This is a genomic window from Acidovorax sp. 35-64-16, assembly GCF_002281195.1.
GTDB lineage: Bacteria > Pseudomonadota > Gammaproteobacteria > Burkholderiales > Burkholderiaceae_C > Acidovorax > Acidovorax defluvii.
Genome location: NZ_NCFM01000028.1, coordinates 13,373 through 33,399 on the forward strand (window position 1 = coordinate 13,373; position 20,027 = coordinate 33,399).

The 20,027-nt window shown below is 64.2% G+C and carries 19 protein-coding genes and 1 pseudogene; 12 read left to right on the forward strand and 8 right to left on the reverse strand.

The window, feature by feature from the left end; genetic code table 11:
* The 6 genes from B7Y64_RS14555 to B7Y64_RS14580 all read left to right on the forward strand — a co-directional run bounded on the left by B7Y64_RS14555 (position 1) and on the right by B7Y64_RS14580 (position 5,692).
* Positions 1-645, forward strand: a complete 645-nt coding sequence (locus B7Y64_RS14555; RefSeq protein WP_291324362.1) for a VTT domain-containing protein — start codon at positions 1-3, stop codon at positions 643-645.
* Between the two features lie 37 nt (positions 646-682).
* The gene (locus B7Y64_RS14560; RefSeq protein ID WP_005794588.1) at positions 683-1,327 is read left to right on the forward strand and encodes a DUF6629 family protein; all 645 of its coding nucleotides are present in this window, start codon (positions 683-685) and stop codon (positions 1,325-1,327) included.
* Positions 1,324-1,986, forward strand: coding sequence for a class I SAM-dependent methyltransferase (locus tag B7Y64_RS14565; protein WP_005794590.1), 663 nt, complete (start codon positions 1,324-1,326; stop codon positions 1,984-1,986). Before B7Y64_RS14560 ends, B7Y64_RS14565 begins: the two co-directional genes overlap by 4 nt.
* Complete coding sequence (locus B7Y64_RS14570) at positions 1,983-3,002, forward strand: hydroxyacid dehydrogenase (RefSeq protein WP_291324361.1); 1,020 nt, start codon at positions 1,983-1,985, stop codon at positions 3,000-3,002. The genes B7Y64_RS14565 and B7Y64_RS14570 overlap by 4 nt, the downstream gene beginning before the upstream one ends.
* 86 nt (positions 3,003-3,088) lie before the next feature.
* The gene (locus tag B7Y64_RS14575; protein ID WP_324529652.1) at positions 3,089-4,621 is read left to right on the forward strand and encodes an AarF/UbiB family protein; all 1,533 of its coding nucleotides are present in this window, start codon (positions 3,089-3,091) and stop codon (positions 4,619-4,621) included.
* A gap of 27 nt (positions 4,622-4,648) precedes the next feature.
* Positions 4,649-5,692 (forward strand): type II glyceraldehyde-3-phosphate dehydrogenase, encoded by a 1,044-nt coding sequence (locus B7Y64_RS14580; RefSeq protein ID WP_005794597.1) that lies wholly within the window; start codon positions 4,649-4,651, stop codon positions 5,690-5,692.
* A gap of 74 nt (positions 5,693-5,766) precedes the next feature.
* Here the strand turns inward: B7Y64_RS14580 and B7Y64_RS14585 are convergent, their stop codons facing one another.
* From B7Y64_RS14585 to B7Y64_RS14620, 8 genes are all read right to left on the reverse strand, one after another.
* The gene (locus B7Y64_RS14585) at positions 5,767-7,029 is read right to left on the reverse strand and encodes a hypothetical protein (protein WP_005794599.1); all 1,263 of its coding nucleotides are present in this window, start codon (positions 7,027-7,029) and stop codon (positions 5,767-5,769) included.
* Between the two features lie 105 nt (positions 7,030-7,134).
* A complete protein-coding gene (locus B7Y64_RS14590; protein ID WP_291324360.1) occupies positions 7,135-9,564 on the reverse strand; it encodes a xylulose 5-phosphate 3-epimerase in 2,430 nt (809 codons plus the stop codon).
* A gap of 106 nt (positions 9,565-9,670) precedes the next feature.
* A complete protein-coding gene (locus B7Y64_RS14595; RefSeq protein ID WP_291324359.1) occupies positions 9,671-10,069 on the reverse strand; it encodes a hypothetical protein in 399 nt (132 codons plus the stop codon).
* A 239-nt stretch (positions 10,070-10,308) separates the two neighbouring features.
* Complete coding sequence (locus tag B7Y64_RS14600; RefSeq protein WP_291324358.1) at positions 10,309-11,664, reverse strand: cyclopropane-fatty-acyl-phospholipid synthase family protein; 1,356 nt, start codon at positions 11,662-11,664, stop codon at positions 10,309-10,311.
* A gap of 152 nt (positions 11,665-11,816) precedes the next feature.
* Complete coding sequence (locus B7Y64_RS14605) at positions 11,817-12,269, reverse strand: MerR family transcriptional regulator (RefSeq protein WP_081739427.1); 453 nt, start codon at positions 12,267-12,269, stop codon at positions 11,817-11,819.
* Between the two features lie 213 nt (positions 12,270-12,482).
* Positions 12,483-13,628, reverse strand: coding sequence for an acetate/propionate family kinase (locus tag B7Y64_RS14610; protein WP_291324357.1), 1,146 nt, complete (start codon positions 13,626-13,628; stop codon positions 12,483-12,485).
* Between the two features lie 13 nt (positions 13,629-13,641).
* On the reverse strand, positions 13,642-13,890 hold the full coding sequence (locus tag B7Y64_RS14615) for a hypothetical protein (RefSeq protein ID WP_172734524.1): 249 nt from the start codon (positions 13,888-13,890) through the stop codon (positions 13,642-13,644).
* Between the two features lie 33 nt (positions 13,891-13,923).
* The gene (locus B7Y64_RS14620; protein ID WP_013722284.1) at positions 13,924-14,232 is read right to left on the reverse strand and encodes a flagellar hook-basal body complex protein FliE; all 309 of its coding nucleotides are present in this window, start codon (positions 14,230-14,232) and stop codon (positions 13,924-13,926) included.
* 735 nt (positions 14,233-14,967) lie between these two features.
* Here B7Y64_RS14620 and B7Y64_RS14625 point away from each other — a divergent pair.
* From B7Y64_RS14625 to B7Y64_RS14650, 6 genes and pseudogenes are all read left to right on the forward strand, one after another.
* A complete protein-coding gene (locus B7Y64_RS14625; RefSeq protein ID WP_291324356.1) occupies positions 14,968-15,309 on the forward strand; it encodes a hypothetical protein in 342 nt (113 codons plus the stop codon).
* A complete protein-coding gene (locus tag B7Y64_RS14630) occupies positions 15,306-16,736 on the forward strand; it encodes a TolC family protein (protein WP_291324355.1) in 1,431 nt (476 codons plus the stop codon). The genes B7Y64_RS14625 and B7Y64_RS14630 overlap by 4 nt, the downstream gene beginning before the upstream one ends.
* Positions 16,737-16,752: 16 nt before the next feature.
* Entirely contained in the window at positions 16,753-18,165 is a 1,413-nt protein-coding gene (locus tag B7Y64_RS14635) for a copper oxidase (RefSeq protein ID WP_087748582.1), read from the forward strand.
* Between the two features lie 33 nt (positions 18,166-18,198).
* Positions 18,199-18,690 carry a cupredoxin family protein gene (locus tag B7Y64_RS14640; protein WP_087748527.1) on the forward strand — a complete coding sequence of 164 codons (492 nt, stop codon included), beginning with the start codon at positions 18,199-18,201 and terminating at the stop codon, positions 18,688-18,690.
* Positions 18,691-18,769: 79 nt separating this feature from the next.
* Positions 18,770-19,111 (forward strand): copper-binding protein, encoded by a 342-nt coding sequence (locus B7Y64_RS14645; protein ID WP_087748528.1) that lies wholly within the window; start codon positions 18,770-18,772, stop codon positions 19,109-19,111.
* A gap of 147 nt (positions 19,112-19,258) precedes the next feature.
* Positions 19,259-19,549: pseudogene (locus B7Y64_RS14650) on the forward strand (ATP-binding protein); the annotation flags it as partial.
* Between the last annotated feature and the right edge of the window lie 478 nt (positions 19,550-20,027).

Sequence of the window (20,027 nt, forward strand, 5' to 3'; positions counted from 1 at the left end):
ATGACGATGCTGCACGAAACCGTCGAGACCGGCCTGCTGCGCGCGCTGACCCGCGGGGCGGAGACGCGTGCCTTTCCCCTCATCGTGGCGGCCGTGGCCATGGCCACCACGCTGTCGATGACGATTCCGTTCGGAACGTTGCTCGTCGCTGCCGTGCTACTCGCCCCGCGGCGCTGGCGGAGCATCGCCGCGACCTCCAGCATCGGCGCGGCCATTGGCGCACTGGTCCTCTATCTCGTGTTTCATCACTTGGGCTGGAACCGTTTCTTCGTCGCCTACCCCGACGTGGTGCGATCGACGGCCTGGCGTGACGCCACGTCCTGGCTCGGCGGGTACGGCGTGCCCGCGCTGCTGGTCATTGCAGCGCTCCCGGTACCGCTGACGCCTGCCCTCATGTTCGCGGCAATCTCCCGGCTGCCGGTGGCCGAGGTTCTTCTGGCGCTCTGGTTGGGCAAGCTGGTGAAGTACACGCTCTATGCGTGGCTTGCATCTGCTTTCCCATCGCCCTGGATCCGCAGGGTCCATGACCGGACGGCGACCCTGCACGCCGCGCTGAGCCGCGCCCAGGCGCTCGATCCGGGTTCGCAGCATCGAGCCGCACCGGGAACATCTCCGCCAGGACCGACAGATCGGCCACAGCCATGAACGCCATGACACCCACATTCAAGAGGAAATGACAGCGATGTGTTTTTCTGCACCAGCCAGTTTCACGGCAGCCGCGGTACTTCTGGGGACGGGGATCGTCACCGTGCGCCGGGTCCGCGCGTGGCGCGAAGTGCCTTACGCGGCCATCCCGTTGCTCTTTGGGATTCAGCAGCTACTCGAAGGCATGTTGTGGCTGACATTCCCCGACCGCGCGCCCTTGCTGAAGGTGGTGCTGACGCATCTTTATTCGTTCTTCTCGCACGTCCTGTGGCCGATCTACGTGCCGCTGGCCGCCCTGGCGCTGGAGACCGTTCCGTGGCGCCGTCGGGTTCTCGCGGGCATCGCGCTCGCAGGCGCGCTCGTCGGGGTGTACCTTTTGGTGATGCTGGTGCGACTGCCCATCACCGCGCGCGTGGTCGGCCAGCACATCTTCTACGACTCCCCGCACTTCTACGTCCTGACCACGATGGCCTTGTACCTGATCGGCACCTGCGCAGGTCTGATGGTCTCCAGCCACCGGCGCGTAGCGGCTTTCGGAAATGCGGCCTTCGTGTCCGCGGTCGCCGCCTATTTTTTTTATGCGACCTGGTTCATCTCGGTGTGGTGCTTCTTCGCCGGCGTCCTCAGCATCATCGTGCTGTGGCAGTTCCGTGAACCCCGAGCGAGGCTCGCCGTGCAATGACGGATCGTCCGGCCGGCTTCAGGCCCGCACTTGCCCACCACGTGCTCACGCCCCTGTACGACCGGGTGGTGGTGCTGACCACGCGCGAGCAAGCGTTCAAGCCGGCCCTCGTGGCGCAGGCGTCGATCCAGCATGGCCACGACGTATCGGACGCCGGATGCGGAACGGGGACGCTCGCCCTCCTTGCGGCCACCGCGTGCCCGCAGGCCCGTGTCACCGGGGTGGATGCCGACCCCGCCATCCTGTCGCTGGCCCGCCGGAAGGCGGCGAGCGTGGCGGCGCCGATCCGATTCGACGAAGGCCTGTCGACATACCTGCCTTACGGCGATGGCTCGTTCGATCGGGTCGTATCGAGCGTCTTCTTCCGTCACCTGGCGCACGCGGACAAACTGAAAGCGGCCCGCCAGATGCATCGCGTTCTGCGCGTTGGCGTTCAACTGCACTTCGCGGACCGGGAGCGCTCGCGCCGACCGATCAGCCGTACGGCGTTCTTCGCCGTTCAACTGCTCGATGGCTTCGAGACCACGCGCGACGCGGTCGCCGGTCACTTGCCGTCGGTGCTCGCGCAAGCAGGGTTTGCGCAGGTTGCCGAGACACGGCAATTCGTTGCCATCTTCCACATCCTGTCCCTGTACAGCGCCATCAAGGTTGCGCCATGACCGAGGACCATCGTCTTAGTGTTCTGTTCACCGACTTCGCACCAACGGACCAAGCGGCGATGCAGCAATGGCTTCCGGCCCACTGGCACGCGCACTTCGTCCAGCGCGAGCACCTGGTGGCGTCCGACACCGAAGATGGGGCGATCGAGGTCCTTTGCGTGTTCGTGCGCACGCGGGTGGACGAATCGGTGCTTCGCATGCTGCCGCGCTTGCGGCTCGTCGCCACCCGCTCCGCGGGCTTCGACCACATTGACCTGGAGGCGTGTCGAAAACGCGGCATTGCCGTCTGCCATGTGCCGGACTACGGGTCGGCCAGCGTCGCAGAGCATGCCTTTGCACTGTTGCTGGGCGTGACACGCCATCTGACGCAGGCCCACGAGCGGGCGCGCCAGGGCTCGTTCGCCTACCGCGGACTCACCGGCTTCGAGCTGGAAGGCAGGACGCTGGGCATCGTCGGCCTGGGCCGCATCGGACGCCACGTGGCGCGTATCGCCGTGGGGTTCGGCATGGACGTTCTCGCCTACGACCCCGCCTTCGCTGCTTCGGCTGCGCGCCCAGCTGGCGTGTCCCTCGTGACATGGGAGCAGGTCCTGCAAGGCAGCGACATCCTGAGCCTGCATGTTCCGGCCACCGAGGCCACGCGCCACCTCATCGACGCCCGGGCCTTCGCGCGCATGAAGCCTGGCGTGGTAGTGATCAATACGGCACGTGGAGCGCTGATCGACGAGGCCGCCTTGCTGCGCGCGCTGGACGACTGCAGTGTCGCAGCCGCCGGCCTGGACGTGCTGGAGCAAGAAGGCGCGCTGTCTCCCGAGGTGCCCACGGGCTGCGGGGGGCTCGGTTGCGATACCGGCTGGATGGCGTCCAGCCCGCTGCTGACCCATCCGCGCGTGCTCGTGACTCCCCACGTCGGTTTCAACACGACAGAGGCGATCGCGCGCATCTTCGACGAGACCATCTCGAACATCGCAGCCTGGCATGCGGGCCGGCTGCGCAACAGGGTGGATGAGCCGTGATGCGCCCTGACCGCTCCGTTTCTGCCGCGCGCCTTCCGGACCGTCCACCGCAACGCTCGGCGCTGCGCCGGGCGACGCAGATCGCAATGGCGCTGACCGGGTTCCTGCTCTGGGTGGCCTGGCACCGGGGACTCATGCGCTGCGACACGCACCGGGCGGCCGAGCGCTTTGCCCAAGTGCTGCAGCGATTGGGAACGACCTTCGTGAAGCTGGGCCAGCACCTCAGCCTGCGCGCGGACGTCCTGCCTCCCGATGCGCAACGGGCCCTGGCCAGCCTTCAGGCGCATGTGGCGCCGTTTTCTTCGGAACAGGCTGTCCAGGAGGTCGAGGCGGCCCTGGGCCGCCCTTGGCAAGAGGTCTTCGCACGCTTCGACATGCAGGCGCTGGCCGCGGCCTCGATCGCGCAGATCCATCGTGCGGCGCTGCCCGACGGGACGGAGGTCGTGGTGAAGATCCGCCGCCCTGGTGCGGCCGAGCAAGCCGAGACCGACATGCGCATCCTGCGCCGGCTGGTCCTGGCCATTCAGTGGTTCGTCCCCTCGCTGCGCCGCTGGGGTCTGGCGGCCATCGTGGACGAGGTTGCGGCGAACTTCCGCTACGAAATGGACCTGTCCCGGGAGGCGAGTTCCGTGCGACGTTTCGCCGACGCCTGGCGAGACTCTCCGGACATCGTGCTGCCCGACGTGGTGGACGAGCTGTGCACATCGACGGTGATGGTCCAGCAGTTCAGCCGCGGGGCCCACCTGCACGGTCTGCCGCCTGCCATGGGCGCGGCCGCTGCGGGCAAGCTCGTGGACAGCTACATCGTGCAGATCTTCCGCGATGGCTTCTTCCATGGCGATCCACACCCCGGCAACGTCTTCGTGATGGACGATGGCCGCATTTGCCTGCACGATTTCGGCATCGTGGGACGGGTCGACCGCAGCATGCGGCGCGCTTTGGTGGCGTTCGCGCTGGCCTTCGTCGAGCAGGATGCCGACTGGGTGGTCGACGCCTGGCTGGACCTGGGACTGGTCGGCGAGGGCACGGATCGGGCCGTCTTCGTGCCCGTGGTGCGCGCGCTGGTCGCGGACTGCGCAGAGCACCCGCTGAAAGACTGGTCGCTTTCCGATGCGCTCGCGCAGCTCGTGGCGGCCGGCCGGACCCAGGATGTCCGGCTTCCTAGAGACCTGCTGGTACTCACCCGCACACTGCTGCTGCTCGAAGGGACGGTACGCCTGCTCGCGCCGGACTTCTCCATCATCGAGGCCATCTCGCGCCACACGGCAACCGGCATATTCGATGAGCGCAAATCCGCGGCGTCGCAACGTCTGCCCTACGAGCTGGGAAACGCAGCCAACGCGCTGCCCACGCTGCTGGCGCGGCGCCTGCACAGCGTACTGCGGCAGCGTGAGTTGCTGCAACTGTCGATCAAGCCCGACGCCCGGATGCTGAGCGGTGTCGACCGCCTCGGCCGCCGCATCGCCCTCGCGCTCGTGACGCTGGGCCTGTACATCGCGTCAAGCTTGCTGATGCAGCACGCCGTAGGCCCTCGCTGGGGCGACATGCCGGTGCTCGCGCTGCTGGGCTATGCGCTGGCGATCCGGTTCACGTTTTTCATTGCGCGCAGCCGTGGCTGACGCGTCTCATCAAGTCAGGAGCAAGGAATGAACAAGGTCAGAGTGGCGGTGAACGGGTACGGTGTGATCGGCAAGCGGGTGGCAGACGCGGTCGCGCTCCAGGAGGACATGGCACTTGCCGGCGTCGCAGACGTGGTGCACGACTATCGACTACAGGTCGCCGCGCAGCGCGGCTTCGCCATCCACGCGGCAACCTTTGAAGCTGAAGGAGCGATGCGCGCCGCAGGTCTTGCTTTGGCGGGCAATCTGGCAGAACTGCTCGCGAAGGCCGATGTCGTGGTCGACTGCACGCCCAAGAAAGTCGCTGCGGTCAACAAAGAGGTGTACGCCGCGGCCGGCGTGAAGTCGATCTTCCACGGTGGTGAGTCTCATGCGCTGACGGGGCACTCATTCGTCGCGCAAGCGAACTATGCGTCGGCCATCGGCCGCGAGTCCACTCGCGTGGTCTCCTGCAACACCACGTCCATCGTGCGAACGCTGGGGGCGCTGCGGACGGCCGGCCTGCTCAAGCGTGCACGCGGCACGCTCATCCGCCGCGCATCCGACCCCTGGGAAGCGCATGCTGAGGGCATCATTAACACCCTCGTGCCGGAGAAGGCGATCCCCAGCCACCAGGGACCGGACGCGAGGACCGTGATCCCGGACCTGGATGTGGTAACGATCGCGGTCAAGGCGTCCCACAACAGCAGTCACCTGCACACCTGGTGGGTCGAACTGACGAGGCCGGCAACGCGCGACGAGGTGCTGGCGGCCTTCCGTGCGGCACCACGGATCGCGTTCGTGCGTTCCTCGGATGGCCTCGTGGCACTCAACAGTACGGTGGAGCTGATGTCCGATCTTGGCCGCCCGCGCGGCGACATGTGGGAGGTCGCCCTGTGGGAGGACGTCCTCGCGGTAGATGGCGACCAAGCGTACTACACCTACCAGGTCTTCAACCAGGCGATCGTGATTCCCGAAACCATCGATGCGATCCGCGCGCTGAGCGGCATCGAGTCCGATCCGTCAGCGTCAATCGCTCGGACGGATGCCGCACTCGGCTTGCGGCACGACTTCATCCACGACCGCGACTAGGCGTCGATTCACGCTTGGGCGGTACATTCTGCCGCTGGTGCCGCTGGTGCCGCTGGTGCCTCGACGACCGTGCATCACAGCAGGTGCGATATCTCGTTCAACGGCTTTAGGCCTGAGCCGAATCTGCCGATCGCATCGCGATGCGCGCCAAGCTCGCTGTAGGGGAGGTAGCGAATTCCCAGCTCCGCCACCCGCGTGAATGCCGGCCGACGCAACTGGCTGCGGACATCCTCGCGGCGAGCGTCCGGCGCCACCAGGAACATCGATACGCCCGCTCCCAGTTCCGTTCCCAAGGCCAGGTCGAGCATGCGCACGATGCCGGAATAGATCGAGGTCGAGTGCTCGACCTCGAAGGCAGCGGCGACCTTCGAGCCGTCGGCCTCCACCCAAATGACGTCGATCAGGCGAACAGAGTCCAGACCGGCCCGGGCCTGCGCGGGGAGCTGCGTCAGACAGCCGTCTCCAAGGCGACCTCCCTGATAACTGCGCCCCTGATCGTTGGACGCAATCCAGACACCGTAGCCGAGCGACTTGCCCAGGTCGCGCAGCCATCCCTGAATTTCGGTGTGGGTCGCGTCGCTCTCGCGCTCCGCGGCCCAGCGTTTGTGGGCCGCGGCCGATTCCTCGCGCACCTTTTCGAGATCGGCCTCCCAGCCCTGGAGGGCGGCCGCATCGTCATCGCGCGGTGGCGCCGCGTACCGGCCCGAGCCGATGTCGAACAGCAGCCCAGCCAGTGCCCCCATGTCGTTCGACAACGCGTTGCGGTGCTGGGCATTGAGGCGAAGGCCGCCTTCGCGCATCGAGAGGTAGTGCTCCCACTTGCCGAGCTTGACGCTGCTGCCCGTGACCGCGTTGTAGCCCTTCACGATCGCGGTGTTGAACGGCATCACGATCGTGGGGTGAACGAAGTACAGGAGATTCGCCACGGCGGGGCCCAGACCCTTGATCTGACGAGCGTCGATCCGCCGTATTGCTTCGATCACTTCCTCTGCGCTGTTGCAGCAGTCGCAGGTGTGCAACAACCGGGCAAAGGCCTGTTGGTTGGTCGCGTTCTCGTAGATGTCGGGAATGCGCAGCTTGGGCTTCCACAGGAATGCATGGTCTGCCCCCTTGAAGATCTGGCGCTGCTCGGCCACCGAGCCGACCACCGTTTCGAGCGAGGAACCGCGGAATGCGCTACCGAAGGTGCCCGCATCGATGTCCTTGACCACCTGCGCCAGGCCGCGGCGAATCGAGCGGAAGTTCTTCAGCCGTTCTTCCCAAAGGAACCAGGTGTTGTAGGTGCTCAGCGGATCGGCTTTCCAGTGACCGATGAGAGTTTCAAGCGCGTGGGACATGGTCTCGATAAATGGGCGGGCACAGGGTTCCAATTGGACCACGGCCTCGTACCGATCGGCGCCGGAAACGACGTTATTCTTGTCCCTATGGGGAGAACAGGGGAATCATGCCGAGACCATCACCGCCCGCGGGTCGCCGTGGCCTCCCACCGCGGCCAACTCCTCGGCGGTCAATATGCTCGCGGGATCGACGCCGAGCGCCTGCGCTGCCTCGGTCGCGACGTGCGCCCACGTGCAGCGGTTCGCGAACAGCATGCCGGCAACGTCGAGCGTCCCACCGCGCGCCTGGTAGCCCAGTGCACGGGTCTGCCGAGGCCCGGTATCGATGCGGCGCAACAGGCCCAGCGTCGGCTCCGGCCGCATGTGCGAGACGATGACGCGCACCGCAGCGGTGTCCGGGAACAGCGAGCGCAATGCCGCGTCGCCCGCCACGAAAGCCCGCTCGCGCTCGTCGCGTGGCAGCCGGAAGCGGCCCGGCTCGAAGACGCAGGTGACTGCCGTCCGATGCCCGGCGTCGTCCAGCCGCCGCGCCGCGAGCAGCGCCTGCTGTAGCTGGTACGCACCGATAGCGACCAGCAACACATCGGGTGCGTCGCAGGGCTTCACCACGCAGGCGCCCTCATCGGCCAGACGCTGGGCCTGCTCGCCGCTCAGTTGGCTGGCGACGGCCCGCTTTGGAACGACCAGTGTCCAGAACTGGCCATGCGAGGCGTAGGCGGCTCGCAGCGCCGCGACGGCACTGTTGGCATCCACCGGGAACAACACACGTGCGGTGTCGGACATCTCGCCCAGCAGCGCCTCGGCCAGTGTCGGATCCTGATGGGACTGCTCGTTTTTGCCGTTCTCCCAGGTGTGGGATGTCGCCACCGTCACTACCGACAGCCAGCCCGGAGGCATGCCGGCCTCCGCCTGGTGGCGCGCGAACAGGATTTCCTGCCGCAGTGCACCCAGCATCTTCACGGCAAAGGCCTCGTAAGAAACAACGAGGTTGATGCCGCCCTTGTTGCCCAGCGCCGCACTGACCACCGCCTCTTCGTTGAGGGCCGTGATCACGGCGCCATCCACGGCTTCAGCCAAGCCCGGTTCGGGCGTGAAGACGCGGTGTTTGAGCAGGTCCAAGGTCTGGCCCATGCGGTTGCTGCGCAGCTCGTCGGGATTGCCGACGCGCGGGCGTAGTTGGGGATTGGCCTGGATGATGGCCGCGAAGGCTCCGTCGAGCGCACCCATCGGCGAGACATTGCCGAGGTCCGCGGCGTGCCACTGCGGCTCCGGGAACCTCGGTGCTGCGACATGGCGATGCGCCAGGGGATGGTCCCGCTCAAGGGGACGGCGCTGCACCTCATGCCTGCAGAGCAGGGCCACCGCTTGGTCGATTTCACCCGGCGGTACAAACAACGCGCGCGCGCCCTCGTTGAACTGCTGCCGTGCTGACGGGTCGAGACGGGGATTGCCCGCCAGCGGCAGGTTGTGCGCGGCGTTGGTTCCGGCACCGGGAAAACCGAATCCTTTGGGCGCTTCGGCGATGGTGTAGTGAAGTGGCACCGGGTACTGAACGGTTCCACGCGAAACCCCCGTAGCGCAGGCCGCCAGCCGTTCCTCCATCGCGTGGATGGCCCAGGCGAATGCGGCGGGGTCGGTGCCGTCGATCTCCATAGGGTCGAAGCCGTTCAGGCGCAGATGCTGCTGGAACCATTCTAGGCCGCCCTGCTGCTGCATGGTGCTGCGCTGCTCAATGCGACGGCCGTTGAGGATCATGAACGGAGCCACGAATCCACTGTCCTCGGCGCGCCACCAGCGCGGCGCCCAGTCGCTGCCGCGCTGCTCCTCGAATGCACCGTCGCTGAGGAACACCACCAGCCGTTCGCCGGGCAGGGGCATGTGCACGTACTGCAGTTCGGCAAAGCCGAGATAGCCCCCCTCGGACAGGCCGCCTGCCGTGTTCGGGCCGACGTGGCTGCCCAGCGGCGAGGCCGGGCGCCCCTGCGCGTCGATCGCGTAGCTGTAGAAGTCCCGAGCGAAGCGCGTAAGGCCGTTCTCGCTTCGGTCGTACCGCTCGGCGTGGCGCGGCGTCATGTTGCCAACAAGCAGGTTGCAGGCGTCGATGCCCGCCACGCAATGGCCTTGACCCATCAGCCAGCCGCGTGTCAGGCCGCTGAGCGCGTTCGCGGCAAGGTAGCCGACATAGGCCGGCACGATGTTCAGTGATCCGCCGGTGTGGCCTTCAGGCGTCTCCTTGAAGTCCTTGGCCGCCATTTCCCGGCCGTCGGTATAGACCCGATCGGCATAGGTCATGTGAACCGTTAGCCACATCCCGGCCACGGCCAATCGGTCTGCGGCCCACAGCGTGCGGTAGATCGCGGATGTGTCGCTCGTCTTGCCTTCGGCGACCAGCACCTGTGCGAGTTCGTGGATTCGCAGCTGCGTGAGGTCGTTGTGGGCGATGGGGCCATGCCCGCGCGCCCAGCGCGCGAAATCGGGATCGGATTCGCGGAACAGTCGCGCGCGCTCGGCGACCCAGGGGAGGTTGTGATTCATTTTGAAGGTCCTTGGAACCGACCCGCAATGACGAGCGTCGGCGGGGTTGGGAACGCCGGCGTCTCGGATCGCCGGCGCAGAAACGAATGGCATGGCGCTCGGCACGTCAGACCTGCCTCGCATATAGCACCACGGCCACGGCCCACAGCAAGGCAGGCAGCAATAGCACCCAGCGGAAGTCCGAGTGGAGGACGAAGTCCATCGCACTCATCAGCCCGACCGTCACAAGCCCGGAGAACGCGACGGCCCAGCCGGTACCGCCTTGCCGCTCGCGCATGGCCATGCGCGCCAGGTGGACGATCAGTACGCACGCGCCCGCCATGAAGCCGCCCATCACCGTGAACACGATTCGCCGCCATGCCTCCAGACCGGGTGCCAATCCACGAAGCCGATCCAGCGGCACGCTGATGAAGCGCGGATCCTCGGGCAGCAGCGCCGGCCGCAGGAACACGAAGTAGGCGCCCAGCCTGACGAGCCAGACGCCGCAGGCCATGAACAGCGACATGGAGGTGCGCGGCGCCTGCGTGCGCAGAGGTGCCACCGCGCTGTGTCGGCGGGCGTCTCGGCGTGCTTGTCGGCGGCTCACGGCGTACCATCGCTGCGGCGACCGCGTCACTGCGACCACGCGAAGCCGAACTGCGGATAGGGCGAACGCGGGTCTGCTGACCGTCCACCTCCACGCCCTCACATTGACCTGCATCGGACAGAAGAATACAACTCGCGCAACCCGGTCAGCGGGCCTGCTCATTTTTCGCGCACCGTCATTGGCTTTGATGGGGTAGTACCCGAGTAAAGATCGCGGCGCGTCAAAGGAACGGGCCATCTTCCGTCGTCTCGTTTGGACGCTACGATCTGGTAGATCCCTGTGCCGCCCGCCTCGAATTCCAGCGCGCATGCCGCCATGTACAGGCGCCAGACGCGGAAGGTCACCTCATCGACTTCCTGCAGGGCCTCCTCTCGGCGCGCTTCGAGTCGCTGAACCCAATGACGCAACGTCAGCGCGTAGTGTGATCGAAGACCTTCGACATCATGGATTTCGAAGCCGGACCGCTCCATCCCGAGCTGGATGTTGCTGACGCAGTCCAATTCGCCGTCAGGGAAGACATAGCGGTTGATGAAATCGGTCGCGACAGTTCGGTTCCAGCCCTCTTCGTCATGGGTGATTCCATGGTTGAGGAAGAGCCCGCCCGGCCGCAAAACACGCTGCACCACGGCGTAGTAGGCCGGCAGATGAGCGAGGCCCACATGCTCGAACATGCCGATGCTGGACACCTTGTCGAATACGGTAGTGTCATCGAGGTCGCGGTAGTCGCGCAGCTCAACCGTGACGAGGTCCTGCAAGCCTTCTGATCGGATGCGCTCGCGCGCGTATTCGAGCTGCTGCTGGCTGAGAGTGATGCCGTACGCGCGCACGCCATGTTCTCGTGCCGCCCAGCACACGAGTGCGCCCCAGCCGCAGCCGATGTCGAGCAGACGTTCGCCCGGCTGCAGCCGCAGCTTGCGGCAGATGTGCTCCAGCTTGTTGCGCTGCGCCTGGTCCAGCGTGTCGTCCGGCGTCTCGAAGTAGGCGCAGGAATAGACTCTCTCGGCATCGAGCCAGAGACCATAGAACACGTTTGAAACGTCGTAGTGGAATGAAATTGCTGCTCGGTCGGTTTGGCGCGAATGTCGATGGGAGAAGCGGCGCGCAACGCGCGAGGCCCGACTACGCGATGGTTTCAAATCATCCTGGTCAGACACGCGCAGTATCAGAGCGTCGCGCAACAGGGCCAGCTTGTCGCGCCAGGAGAGCGAGAACTTCTCGAAGTGCGCCTTGAGCCCAAGCGCGGTGTACAGGTCCCCTTCGATGTCGATGGTGCCGCGGAAGTAGGCCTCCGCCAGCAGCAGAGGATCCGGCCGCAGGACAAGGCGTCGAAGCAGACCCGGGTCGCGGATGATCAGGGTGTACTCTGGATGCGCCTCGAACTCGTGCAGGAGCACATCGCCCAGACGCAACGCCGGCTGGCGCTCGATGCCGGCCAGCAACCGGCGCAGGATGCGCAGCGCGGCGGCATTCATGTCTGGTGACGGGGATTGCGCAAGTGTCTTGGAATGGTTCATCTGGGGCACCTCAGTTGCTCGCGTGCAGCGCAAGCTGCGATGTAGCAGACGACTCTTTTTCGCGCCGGCACGATCGACATGACCAACGCCACTTTTTTGCATGTCCGTAGAGCCTCATGATGTCTGGGAATATCAAAACCGATCAAAGTCGGTCATGCGCGTACACGACTAGACTTCGCTCGCACAGATTTGCGCTTAACGTCCGCTGCCGCTCCTTCGATCAAACTGCAGACGGAATGTCCATCCGGTATCCCGTCAGGGAGTCGCGTCCAGTCGCGGTCTGCCTGCTGCATGCGCAGATGCAGCTCCGTCGCTTCCTTCAGTCGTCGAGCCTGTTCGTCAAGCCGCTCGCTCAGCAGCGCCCGAGCGCGCGGACAAGGAGATGTTCCGCGTTGACTCATCTCAACGAACTCCTCGGCGTCCTTGAGCGTGAAGCCGAGCGCCAATGCGTTGCGGATGAAGCGCACCCGAGCCACGCTGCGCTCGGAAAACGCGCGATAGCCGTTCGCGCCGCGACCATCCGGGATTACGAGGCCAACCCGCAGGTAATGGCGCAGCGTGTCTGGGGTCACACCTGCCTCCCGGGCGCATTCAATTAGTTGCATCACCGTTCTCCAGCGGAGTAGTCTCGCGTCGCAATGCATGGCGAGAGTCTGAACCCAGGTGCCGCACATAGGTCAAGAGCCTGGGTGTTTGAGCGACTGTGATCCCATTGTCCGTGCGCTTTCGGAAGTACAACCGGCAGAACGCGGTGACAGGGATGGACCGGCTTGTGGGCGACGCCGAGAACGGGGCTGTTGTTGACCACGGTGCTCTCCCTATCCATCGATTTCGTGTTCGGCACTTACCGAACCATTCAACAACCTGGCAGTCTCGTGCGCGATCACCCACTGTTCGCGCGCACGCACGGCCAGCACCGCGACCGAGGACCGTGACGCCTGAAGCTGGGAGACTTCGGATGCCGGACTGAAGGCGCGATTGCGCTCCTCGTCCAGATGCAGGCCAAGGAATTCCAGGCCGTCCAGAATGCGGCAACGCAGCGTCGGGGAGTTTTCCCCTGCTCCGCCCGTGAAAGCCACCGCATCGCAGCCGCCCATCGCCGCGGCGTAGGCACCGATGTACTTGCGCACGCGGTAGGCATGGACCTGCAACGCCATTTGGGCAGCAGCATGACCATCCCGCGCGCGACTCTCGATCTCGCGCAGGTCCGAGCCCACACCCGACAACGCCTTCAGTCCACTGTCGCTGTAAAGCGCCGCTTCGATTTGCACCAGTGACAAGCCCAGGGTACGCGCGACATAGCCTGGCACGCCGGGGTCGAGGTCCCCCTTGCGTGTGCCCATCACCAGACCTTCCAGGGCCGTCATCCCCATCGAGGTGTCGACAGAGCGGCCACGGTCGATCGCGCAGACACTTGCCCCATTGCCGATGTGGCAGCTCACGATGCGCAGTTCGGATGGAGGCCGCATCAACGCGGAACTGACAGCCGCCAGTACGCTCTGGTGCGACAGGCCATGAAACCCGAATCGCCGCACCCCAACTGCGCGCCATGACTGCGGAACGGCATAGCATGAGGCGTGTTCTGGCATGCCGGCATGAAAAGCGGTGTCGAAGACCGCCACGTGGCGCACGCCTGGCCAACGCTCGCGCGCGATGCGGATGCCGGCCAGTGCAACGGGGTTGTGCTGCGGCGCCAGCGCAGCAGCCTGGTCGATCTCGTGCTCGACTTTCGCGTCCACGAAAGCCGCCTCGCGCAAGAAGGGGCCACCGTGTGCGACACGGTGGCCGATGGCATTGAGCGACGTCACGCCGGAACTTCGTACTTGCTGCTTGATCTCGTCAAACGCCGCGGCATCAACTGCGGGATGGTCGATCGTCGACTCGATCACGGGCATGGCCGATGCCGGGTCGAAAACCCCGAACTTGAGGGTCGCACTGCCGGCGTTGATGGCTAGGATGTGCATGTCTTGGTCGCCGTCAGTGCACATCGACGTCGCGACTTCCGGCCTCGGCAGTATGAGCCAGCCAGTACAACAGAACAACACACAGTGCGAGCAGCGCATGGAGCCACCAGCCCAGTTCATGGGCTCGGTGCTCCAACACCCCGGTACTAAAACGGCTCTTCAGGCGGTCAGCAGTTAAAGCTGGAGGGGCCTTTGTCAAAAAGGCTCCAACTCCAGCTTGTTCGCCACGTGAGCCGGCGATTTCAGCAACGAGTGCGCTCATTACCTGCATTTTTACTGCTTCGCCTTCGGCGCATCAGACCTGCATGTTCATTACATCGGTGTAAGCCTGAACAATTCGGTTTCGGCTCTGCAGCGTGGCCTGAAATGCAATGTTCGACTTGACTCCTGCAAGCATCGTTTCTTCAAGACTGACAGTAGGGTTGCCGAACGTGACCTCGCGGCTCAGGCGCCCAGATTCACTTTGCAATTGGCTCGTGGTCGCTAACGCTTGCTTCATCGCGTCCAAAAATCCACCGTCCTGAACTATGGGTGCTTTGGACACCAACTTGCCCACCGGAATGACTGGCAGTAGTGCGCCAAGCGGGTTTGTGATGACGTTCATGGTGTGTCCATTGTCGAACTGACGGAGGTTATGAGGGGCCCTTTTTTGCGGGAGAAATAGACCAGCGATCGATACGAAATAGTAAGTTTCGCCAGCCGATCAAGAAGCCCTGCAACTGGTGCGTAAGCCGTTCAATTGCACGGCTATGGATAACAGAAACGTCATCTTGCCGACATTGCCGTGAGTTGCCGGTACGCGCAGTGGTGTGCACCGCAAAGCATGAAGGTTGGCAGGAACCACGCAAAGGGAGCGTGGTCTACGGCAGTTGCGAAATCTCGAACACCAGTTTGGTGCTGGAGCCATAGCGGCTCATGGACGCGTGGTTCTGCTCCAGTTGGCTGTCGGGCAGATAACGGATCGGCAGCTCTGACAACCGGGAGCGCAGTGGAAGCGGCCACGGACGCGAGAAGCGCAGAAGCGGCGCCACGGGCTTGATGCCCTGCGCGCATGGCGCTCCAGCGTCAACTGGCGCGGCCCCTGGTGGAACCTCGGGGCCAGGCACATGGTCGCCGCACTGCCGCCCAAATACTTCACAGGCGGGGGGGGGCTTATTTCGTTAGTGACCATCCACCAACAGCTACAGCGTGCCACTTGAACCGCCGTAGGCGGAACCGCACGTATGGTAGTGTGAGAGGGGTGAGGGGTTACCCCTCACCCCTCTCGATCATGACAAAGATGTAATGAAGTCGTTATGCCTTTGACAGCTATGGGCTTGCACAATGACATAAGTCAAAAATGCATTACAAATCAATGAACAATCTCTGGCTTTCACGACCTACCTCAAGCCTCTGGCTGGGCGCCGCGCTAATGGTGCCGTCCCTGGCATTTGCACAGATGCCAGAGGGCGAAACCGCGAAGGTGGGCTACCTGCTCTCGTACCGATCAGCCCTCTCGGGTTACGAGGCCTATAAGGAGCAGTCCGTCCAGCCCTGGAAGGCGGCGAACGACAAGGTGGGCGAGATCGGCGGCTGGCGCGCCTATGCGAAGGAAATCAAGTCGGGCGAGCCCGCGTCCGCCAAGGATTCTGCCCCTGCCAGCGATCCGCATTTTGGAGATCACCGGGGAGACAAGCCATGATGCGTTTGCGTGCCACTCACGCCAAATGGGCCCTGTCTGCACTCGGACTGGCGGTGCTGACCGGCTGTGCCAGCGTCAGCCTGGAGCAGAACATCGGCCGTGTCAACGACGAGGCTGGTAGCTTCACCGATGGGAAACTCGCCCTGGCTCGTACTCAGGAGGAGCGCGGCCAGCGCGCGCAGGCCGCTCAAACCTTGCTGGCAGAAACGCTAAATCAGAAAGATGCCGTCCAGTTGGCCTTGGTGAACAGCCCGTCCCTGCAGGCCCTGCTGGCGCAGGGTTGGGGGGAGTCAGCGGACGCCGCGCAGGTAGGCCGGATTGCCAATCCCATCTTCAGTTTTGAGCGCATGACGGCCGGCGTCGAGCTGGACTTGGGGCGTGCGCTCTCCTTTGGCCTGTTGGATCTGCTGACCCTGCCGTCCCGCTACGGTGTCGCCACCCGGAGAATCGAGCAGTCTCAGCTGCGTTTGACCAGCGACGTGGTGGACCAGGTCACGCGCGTGCGCCAGGCCTGGGTGCGCGCCGTAGCGGCGCAGCAATCGCTCAAGTATGCCAAGCAGGTCTATGACAGTGCAGAGGCCGGAGCTGAACTGGCCAAACGCATGCAGAGCGTGGGTAACTTCAACCGCATCACCCGCGCACGCGAGCAGGCTTTTTATGCCGATGCCGCCACCCGCCTGAGCACGGCCCAGCACCAGGTCACGGCCAGCCGGGAAGAACTGGTACGTTTGCTGGGGCTGGATGAAAGCCAGGCGCAGGCGCTCAAGCTTCCGGAACGTCTACCTGATCTCCCCAAGCAAGCACTGGATCCGCAGGCGGTTGGCTCGCTCGCTACCAAGGCACGCCTGGACATCCGCCTGGCGCAGACCGCGCTGGATGGCGCGGCCAAGGCCCAAGGCCTGAACATGGTGACCAGCTTCACCGATATCGAGCTCACTGGGCGTCGCAACACGACATTTGACAATGCCGAGGGCACTCGCTCCACCGCACGCGGCTGGGAAATCGATGTGCGCCTACCCCTCTTTGACTGGGGCGGAATGCAGCGCGATGCGATGAACGCTCGAACGCTGGCGGCCGCCAACCAGCTTGAAGGCACGGTGCGTTCCGCGGGCTCCAGCCTGCGCGAAAGCTATTCGGCGTATCGAACGGCCTACGACGTGGCGCGGCACTACCGCGACGAAGTGGTTCCGGTGCGCAAGGTGATTGCGGAGGAGAACCAGCTTCGCTACAACGGCATGCTGATCAGCGCTTTCGAACTGCTGGCCGATGCGCGCGACCAGGTCGGTGCCGTCACGGCGGCCCTGGACTCGCAGCAGCAATTCTGGCTGGCCGATGCCGCATTGCAGGCAGCCGTAATCGGACGCCCCACCAACACCACCTTGTCGGTCACCACCAGCGCCCCCAGCGACGCGGGTGCCGGTCACTGATGCAGAGACGATTGCCATGACATCCAGAAGAGATTTTTTCAAGGTCGCCGGTATTGCTGGCGGCGCCGTTGCGGCCGGCGCGGTCAGCCGTGTCGCCATGGCGGCCCTGCCTGAGCCCGTCATTCAGACCAGCCCGAACACCATGGCCCCGCTGATGCCCAATTCGGGACGGCCGTACAACCCAGTGGTGACGCTCAACGGCTGGACGCTGCCCTGGCGCATGAACCAGGGCATCAAGGAGTTCCACCTGGTCGCCGAACCGGTGGTGCGCGAAGTGGCACCAGGGATGAAGGCCCACCTGTGGGGCTACAACGGACAGAGCCCCGGCCCGACCATCGAGGTCGTCGAGGGCGACCGTGTGCGCATCTTCGTGACCAATAGGCTGCCCGAGCACACCAGTGTTCACTGGCACGGCCAGCGCCTGCCCAGCGGCATGGATGGCGTGACCGGTCTGACGCAGCCGGCGATTCCGTCGGGCAAAACCTTTGTCTACGAGTTCGTGGCGCGCCGCCCGGGCACCTTCATGTACCACCCGCACGGCGACGAGATGGTGCAAATGGCCATGGGCATGATGGGTTTCTGGGTCACGCACCCGAAAGCTAGGCACCCGCTGATCGACGAGGTGCAACGGGACTTTTGCTTCCTGCTCAGTGCCTATGACATTGAGCCCGGCGCGGCTACACCCAAGGTCGCGGAGATGACGAACTTCAACCTGTGGACCTGGAATAGCCGTGTCTTTCCTGGCATCGACTCTCTGAACGTGCGTCTCAACGACAAGGTGCGCATCCGCATGGGCAACCTCACCATGACCAATCACCCGATGCACGTGCATGGCCACGAATTCGTGGTCACGGGCACCGATGGCGGCCCGACGCCCAAAAGCACGCGCTGGCATGAAGTAACCACCGACGTGGCCGTGGGGCAGATGCGCCAAATCGAGTTCGTCGCCGACGAGGAGGGCGACTGGGCTTTCCACTGCCACAAGAGCCACCACACCATGAACGCCATGGGGCACGACATTCCCACCATGATTGGCGTGGATCACAGCGGCCTTGCCAAGAAAGTCAACAAGCTCATCCCCGACTACATGGTCATGGGCGAGCGCGGCATGGCCGACATGACGGAGATGGAAATGCCGATTCCCGACAACACCATCCCGATGATGACCGGCCAGGGGCCGTTCGGCTCGGTGGAGATGGGTGGCATGTTCAGCGTGCTCAAGGTACGCCGCGACCAGAAGCCGGGCGACTACAAGGATCCGGGCTGGTACAAGCATCCCGCAGGCACGGTGGCGCATGAGTACACCGGCCCCATGGCCGAGCCCGCGCGCTTCAGCGCCGAGGGCGGCCAGTCCATGCCGCGCGTTCGCAAGCCTGCAACGCCGACCGAAGTCAAGGTGCGCAAGCCCACTTCGCATGGTGAGCATTGAGTTTTCCCTTCAGTTATCAACGAGAGCCAATCCATGAAATTCACGCGCTCCACTATTTCTCAACTCTTCGCCATGGCTGCACTGGCCGCATCGGGGGCAGCCTTCGCTGCCGGCAACCATGCAGGTGGCCACGGTGACGAGGGTGAGACAGCCATTGGCAAACCCGGCGTCGCCGCCAAGGCCCGTCGCACCATCACCATCGAAATGAGCGACAACATGCGCTACACGCCGTCGAACATTCAGGTCAAACAGGGCGAAACCGTGCGCTTCGTTGTCAAGAACGTCGGCCAGGTCAAGCACGAACTCAGCCTGGGCACCGAGAAGGAGCTGCTGGAGCACCTGGAGCAGATGAAGAAATTCCCGGACATGGAGCACGACGAACCAGGCAAGGTCACGCTCGCACCGGGCAAGCAGGGTGAAATCGTCTGGCAGTTCACCAAAGCGGGCGCCGTGAACTTCGCCTGCCTGATGCCTGGCCACTATGAGGCCGGCATGAAGGGCGCCATCCAGGTGGGCCGCAAGTGATGGTCTGAAGCGCCCACCACAGTTGGCCCAGCCATGGCCGGGCCAGACCATAGATCCAACTATTTACCCATAGGTCACCATGAACACCATCCAACGTCTGCTCACCATCTCCGCCCTTGCCATGGGCGCTGCCCTGCCGCTGGCGGGCCATGCTCAGGTCAGTCCCAATTCAGGCCAGACCTCGGCCCCCGCACCCGCATCTATGACCGATGGCGAGGTCAAGAAGGTCGATCTGGAAAACGGCAAGATCACCCTCAAACATGGGGACATCAAGAACCTGGACATGCCCGGAATGACCATGGTCTTTACCGTCCGCGACAAGGGGCAACTCACCAACCTCAAGCCTGGCGACAAGGTGCAATTCATGGTCCTCCAGGAAGGCGGGAAGATGATCGTCACCGATATCCAGCCCGTGCGCTGAGCAAATTCACAACCGCACCATCTCGTCGGGCGCGGCAGCCCTAGTCAGCCCCTCCACCACAAGGAGGAGGCATCATGTTCATGCGTATTCCACGCCATGGCGGACACGATTCCATGCTGATGGCGGACAGCATTCCAAATTGATGGCGGCAGCTTTGCTAAGCGGCTGGCGCAAATGGCGCGGCCGGACTTGCTCTTCCTGGATGCCTGCGGCATTGCGCCGATTGCCGCGCGCGAGCGAAACGACTTGCTGGAGTTGCTCGACTACCGGGTGAGCACGCGCTCGACACTCATCACCAGTCAGTTGCCGGTGACGGCGTGGCACGTCTGGCTGGACGAGCCCGCGCTGGCCGGCGCCATCCTGGACCGCATCGTGCACGGCTCGCACAAGTTGGCCCTCAAGGGCGAGTCGATGCGCAAGCTGTCACCGGCCACCTGACCATCCAGCCCAACCGCCATTCCACGCTGATGGCGGACACTTCGGCTTCGATTCGAACGTTACTTAGGACACCCGCGCAGCGTGTCCGCCATCGTCTGAAACACTGTCCGCGACGGGAATGGATTCACTGCCCGCCATCAGTGGAATGCGCAGTTCACATTCGCCATACCCTGATCGACCTTTGTGTCGCCGTCGCCGTCGCCGTCGCCGCCTCCGTGGGCGTGCTGGCGCACGGCTCCGACGAGCACAAGGACCACGCTACGTGCTGCCAAGTGCACCCGTCCCGGATGGGCTCATCCATACGCGGATATCGGCCGGGACTGTGGGGCTACGCCCAGTTCGCGCCTCTCCCTGATAAAAATGTCATCGGGCTGTCTCCATTCTGTTGGGGTGCGCTCTCTACGATCAACACATCTCCTCAACGACCAAGCAAGGCATGAGAGATGCAAGTTTTATTCACCATCGCTAGGAGCTTCAA

Coding starts and splice junctions, on each gene's coding strand:
- B7Y64_RS14555 (WP_291324362.1), top strand. CDS start 1: ATGACGATGCTGCACGAAACCGTCGAGACCGGCCTGCTGCGCGCGCTG.
- B7Y64_RS14560 (WP_005794588.1), top strand. CDS start 683: ATGTGTTTTTCTGCACCAGCCAGTTTCACGGCAGCCGCGGTACTTCTG.
- B7Y64_RS14565 (WP_005794590.1), top strand. CDS start 1,324: ATGACGGATCGTCCGGCCGGCTTCAGGCCCGCACTTGCCCACCACGTG.
- B7Y64_RS14570 (WP_291324361.1), top strand. CDS start 1,983: ATGACCGAGGACCATCGTCTTAGTGTTCTGTTCACCGACTTCGCACCA.
- B7Y64_RS14575 (WP_324529652.1), top strand. CDS start 3,089: ATGGCGCTGACCGGGTTCCTGCTCTGGGTGGCCTGGCACCGGGGACTC.
- B7Y64_RS14580 (WP_005794597.1), top strand. CDS start 4,649: ATGAACAAGGTCAGAGTGGCGGTGAACGGGTACGGTGTGATCGGCAAG.
- B7Y64_RS14585 (WP_005794599.1), bottom strand. CDS start 7,029: ATGTCCCACGCGCTTGAAACTCTCATCGGTCACTGGAAAGCCGATCCG.
- B7Y64_RS14590 (WP_291324360.1), bottom strand. CDS start 9,564: ATGAATCACAACCTCCCCTGGGTCGCCGAGCGCGCGCGACTGTTCCGC.
- B7Y64_RS14595 (WP_291324359.1), bottom strand. CDS start 10,069: ATGTCGCTGTTCATGGCCTGCGGCGTCTGGCTCGTCAGGCTGGGCGCC.
- B7Y64_RS14600 (WP_291324358.1), bottom strand. CDS start 11,664: ATGAACCATTCCAAGACACTTGCGCAATCCCCGTCACCAGACATGAAT.
- B7Y64_RS14605 (WP_081739427.1), bottom strand. CDS start 12,269: ATGCAACTAATTGAATGCGCCCGGGAGGCAGGTGTGACCCCAGACACG.
- B7Y64_RS14610 (WP_291324357.1), bottom strand. CDS start 13,628: ATGCACATCCTAGCCATCAACGCCGGCAGTGCGACCCTCAAGTTCGGG.
- B7Y64_RS14615 (WP_172734524.1), bottom strand. CDS start 13,890: ATGAGCGCACTCGTTGCTGAAATCGCCGGCTCACGTGGCGAACAAGCT.
- B7Y64_RS14620 (WP_013722284.1), bottom strand. CDS start 14,232: ATGAACGTCATCACAAACCCGCTTGGCGCACTACTGCCAGTCATTCCG.
- B7Y64_RS14625 (WP_291324356.1), top strand. CDS start 14,968: ATGCATTACAAATCAATGAACAATCTCTGGCTTTCACGACCTACCTCA.
- B7Y64_RS14630 (WP_291324355.1), top strand. CDS start 15,306: ATGATGCGTTTGCGTGCCACTCACGCCAAATGGGCCCTGTCTGCACTC.
- B7Y64_RS14635 (WP_087748582.1), top strand. CDS start 16,753: ATGACATCCAGAAGAGATTTTTTCAAGGTCGCCGGTATTGCTGGCGGC.
- B7Y64_RS14640 (WP_087748527.1), top strand. CDS start 18,199: ATGAAATTCACGCGCTCCACTATTTCTCAACTCTTCGCCATGGCTGCA.
- B7Y64_RS14645 (WP_087748528.1), top strand. CDS start 18,770: ATGAACACCATCCAACGTCTGCTCACCATCTCCGCCCTTGCCATGGGC.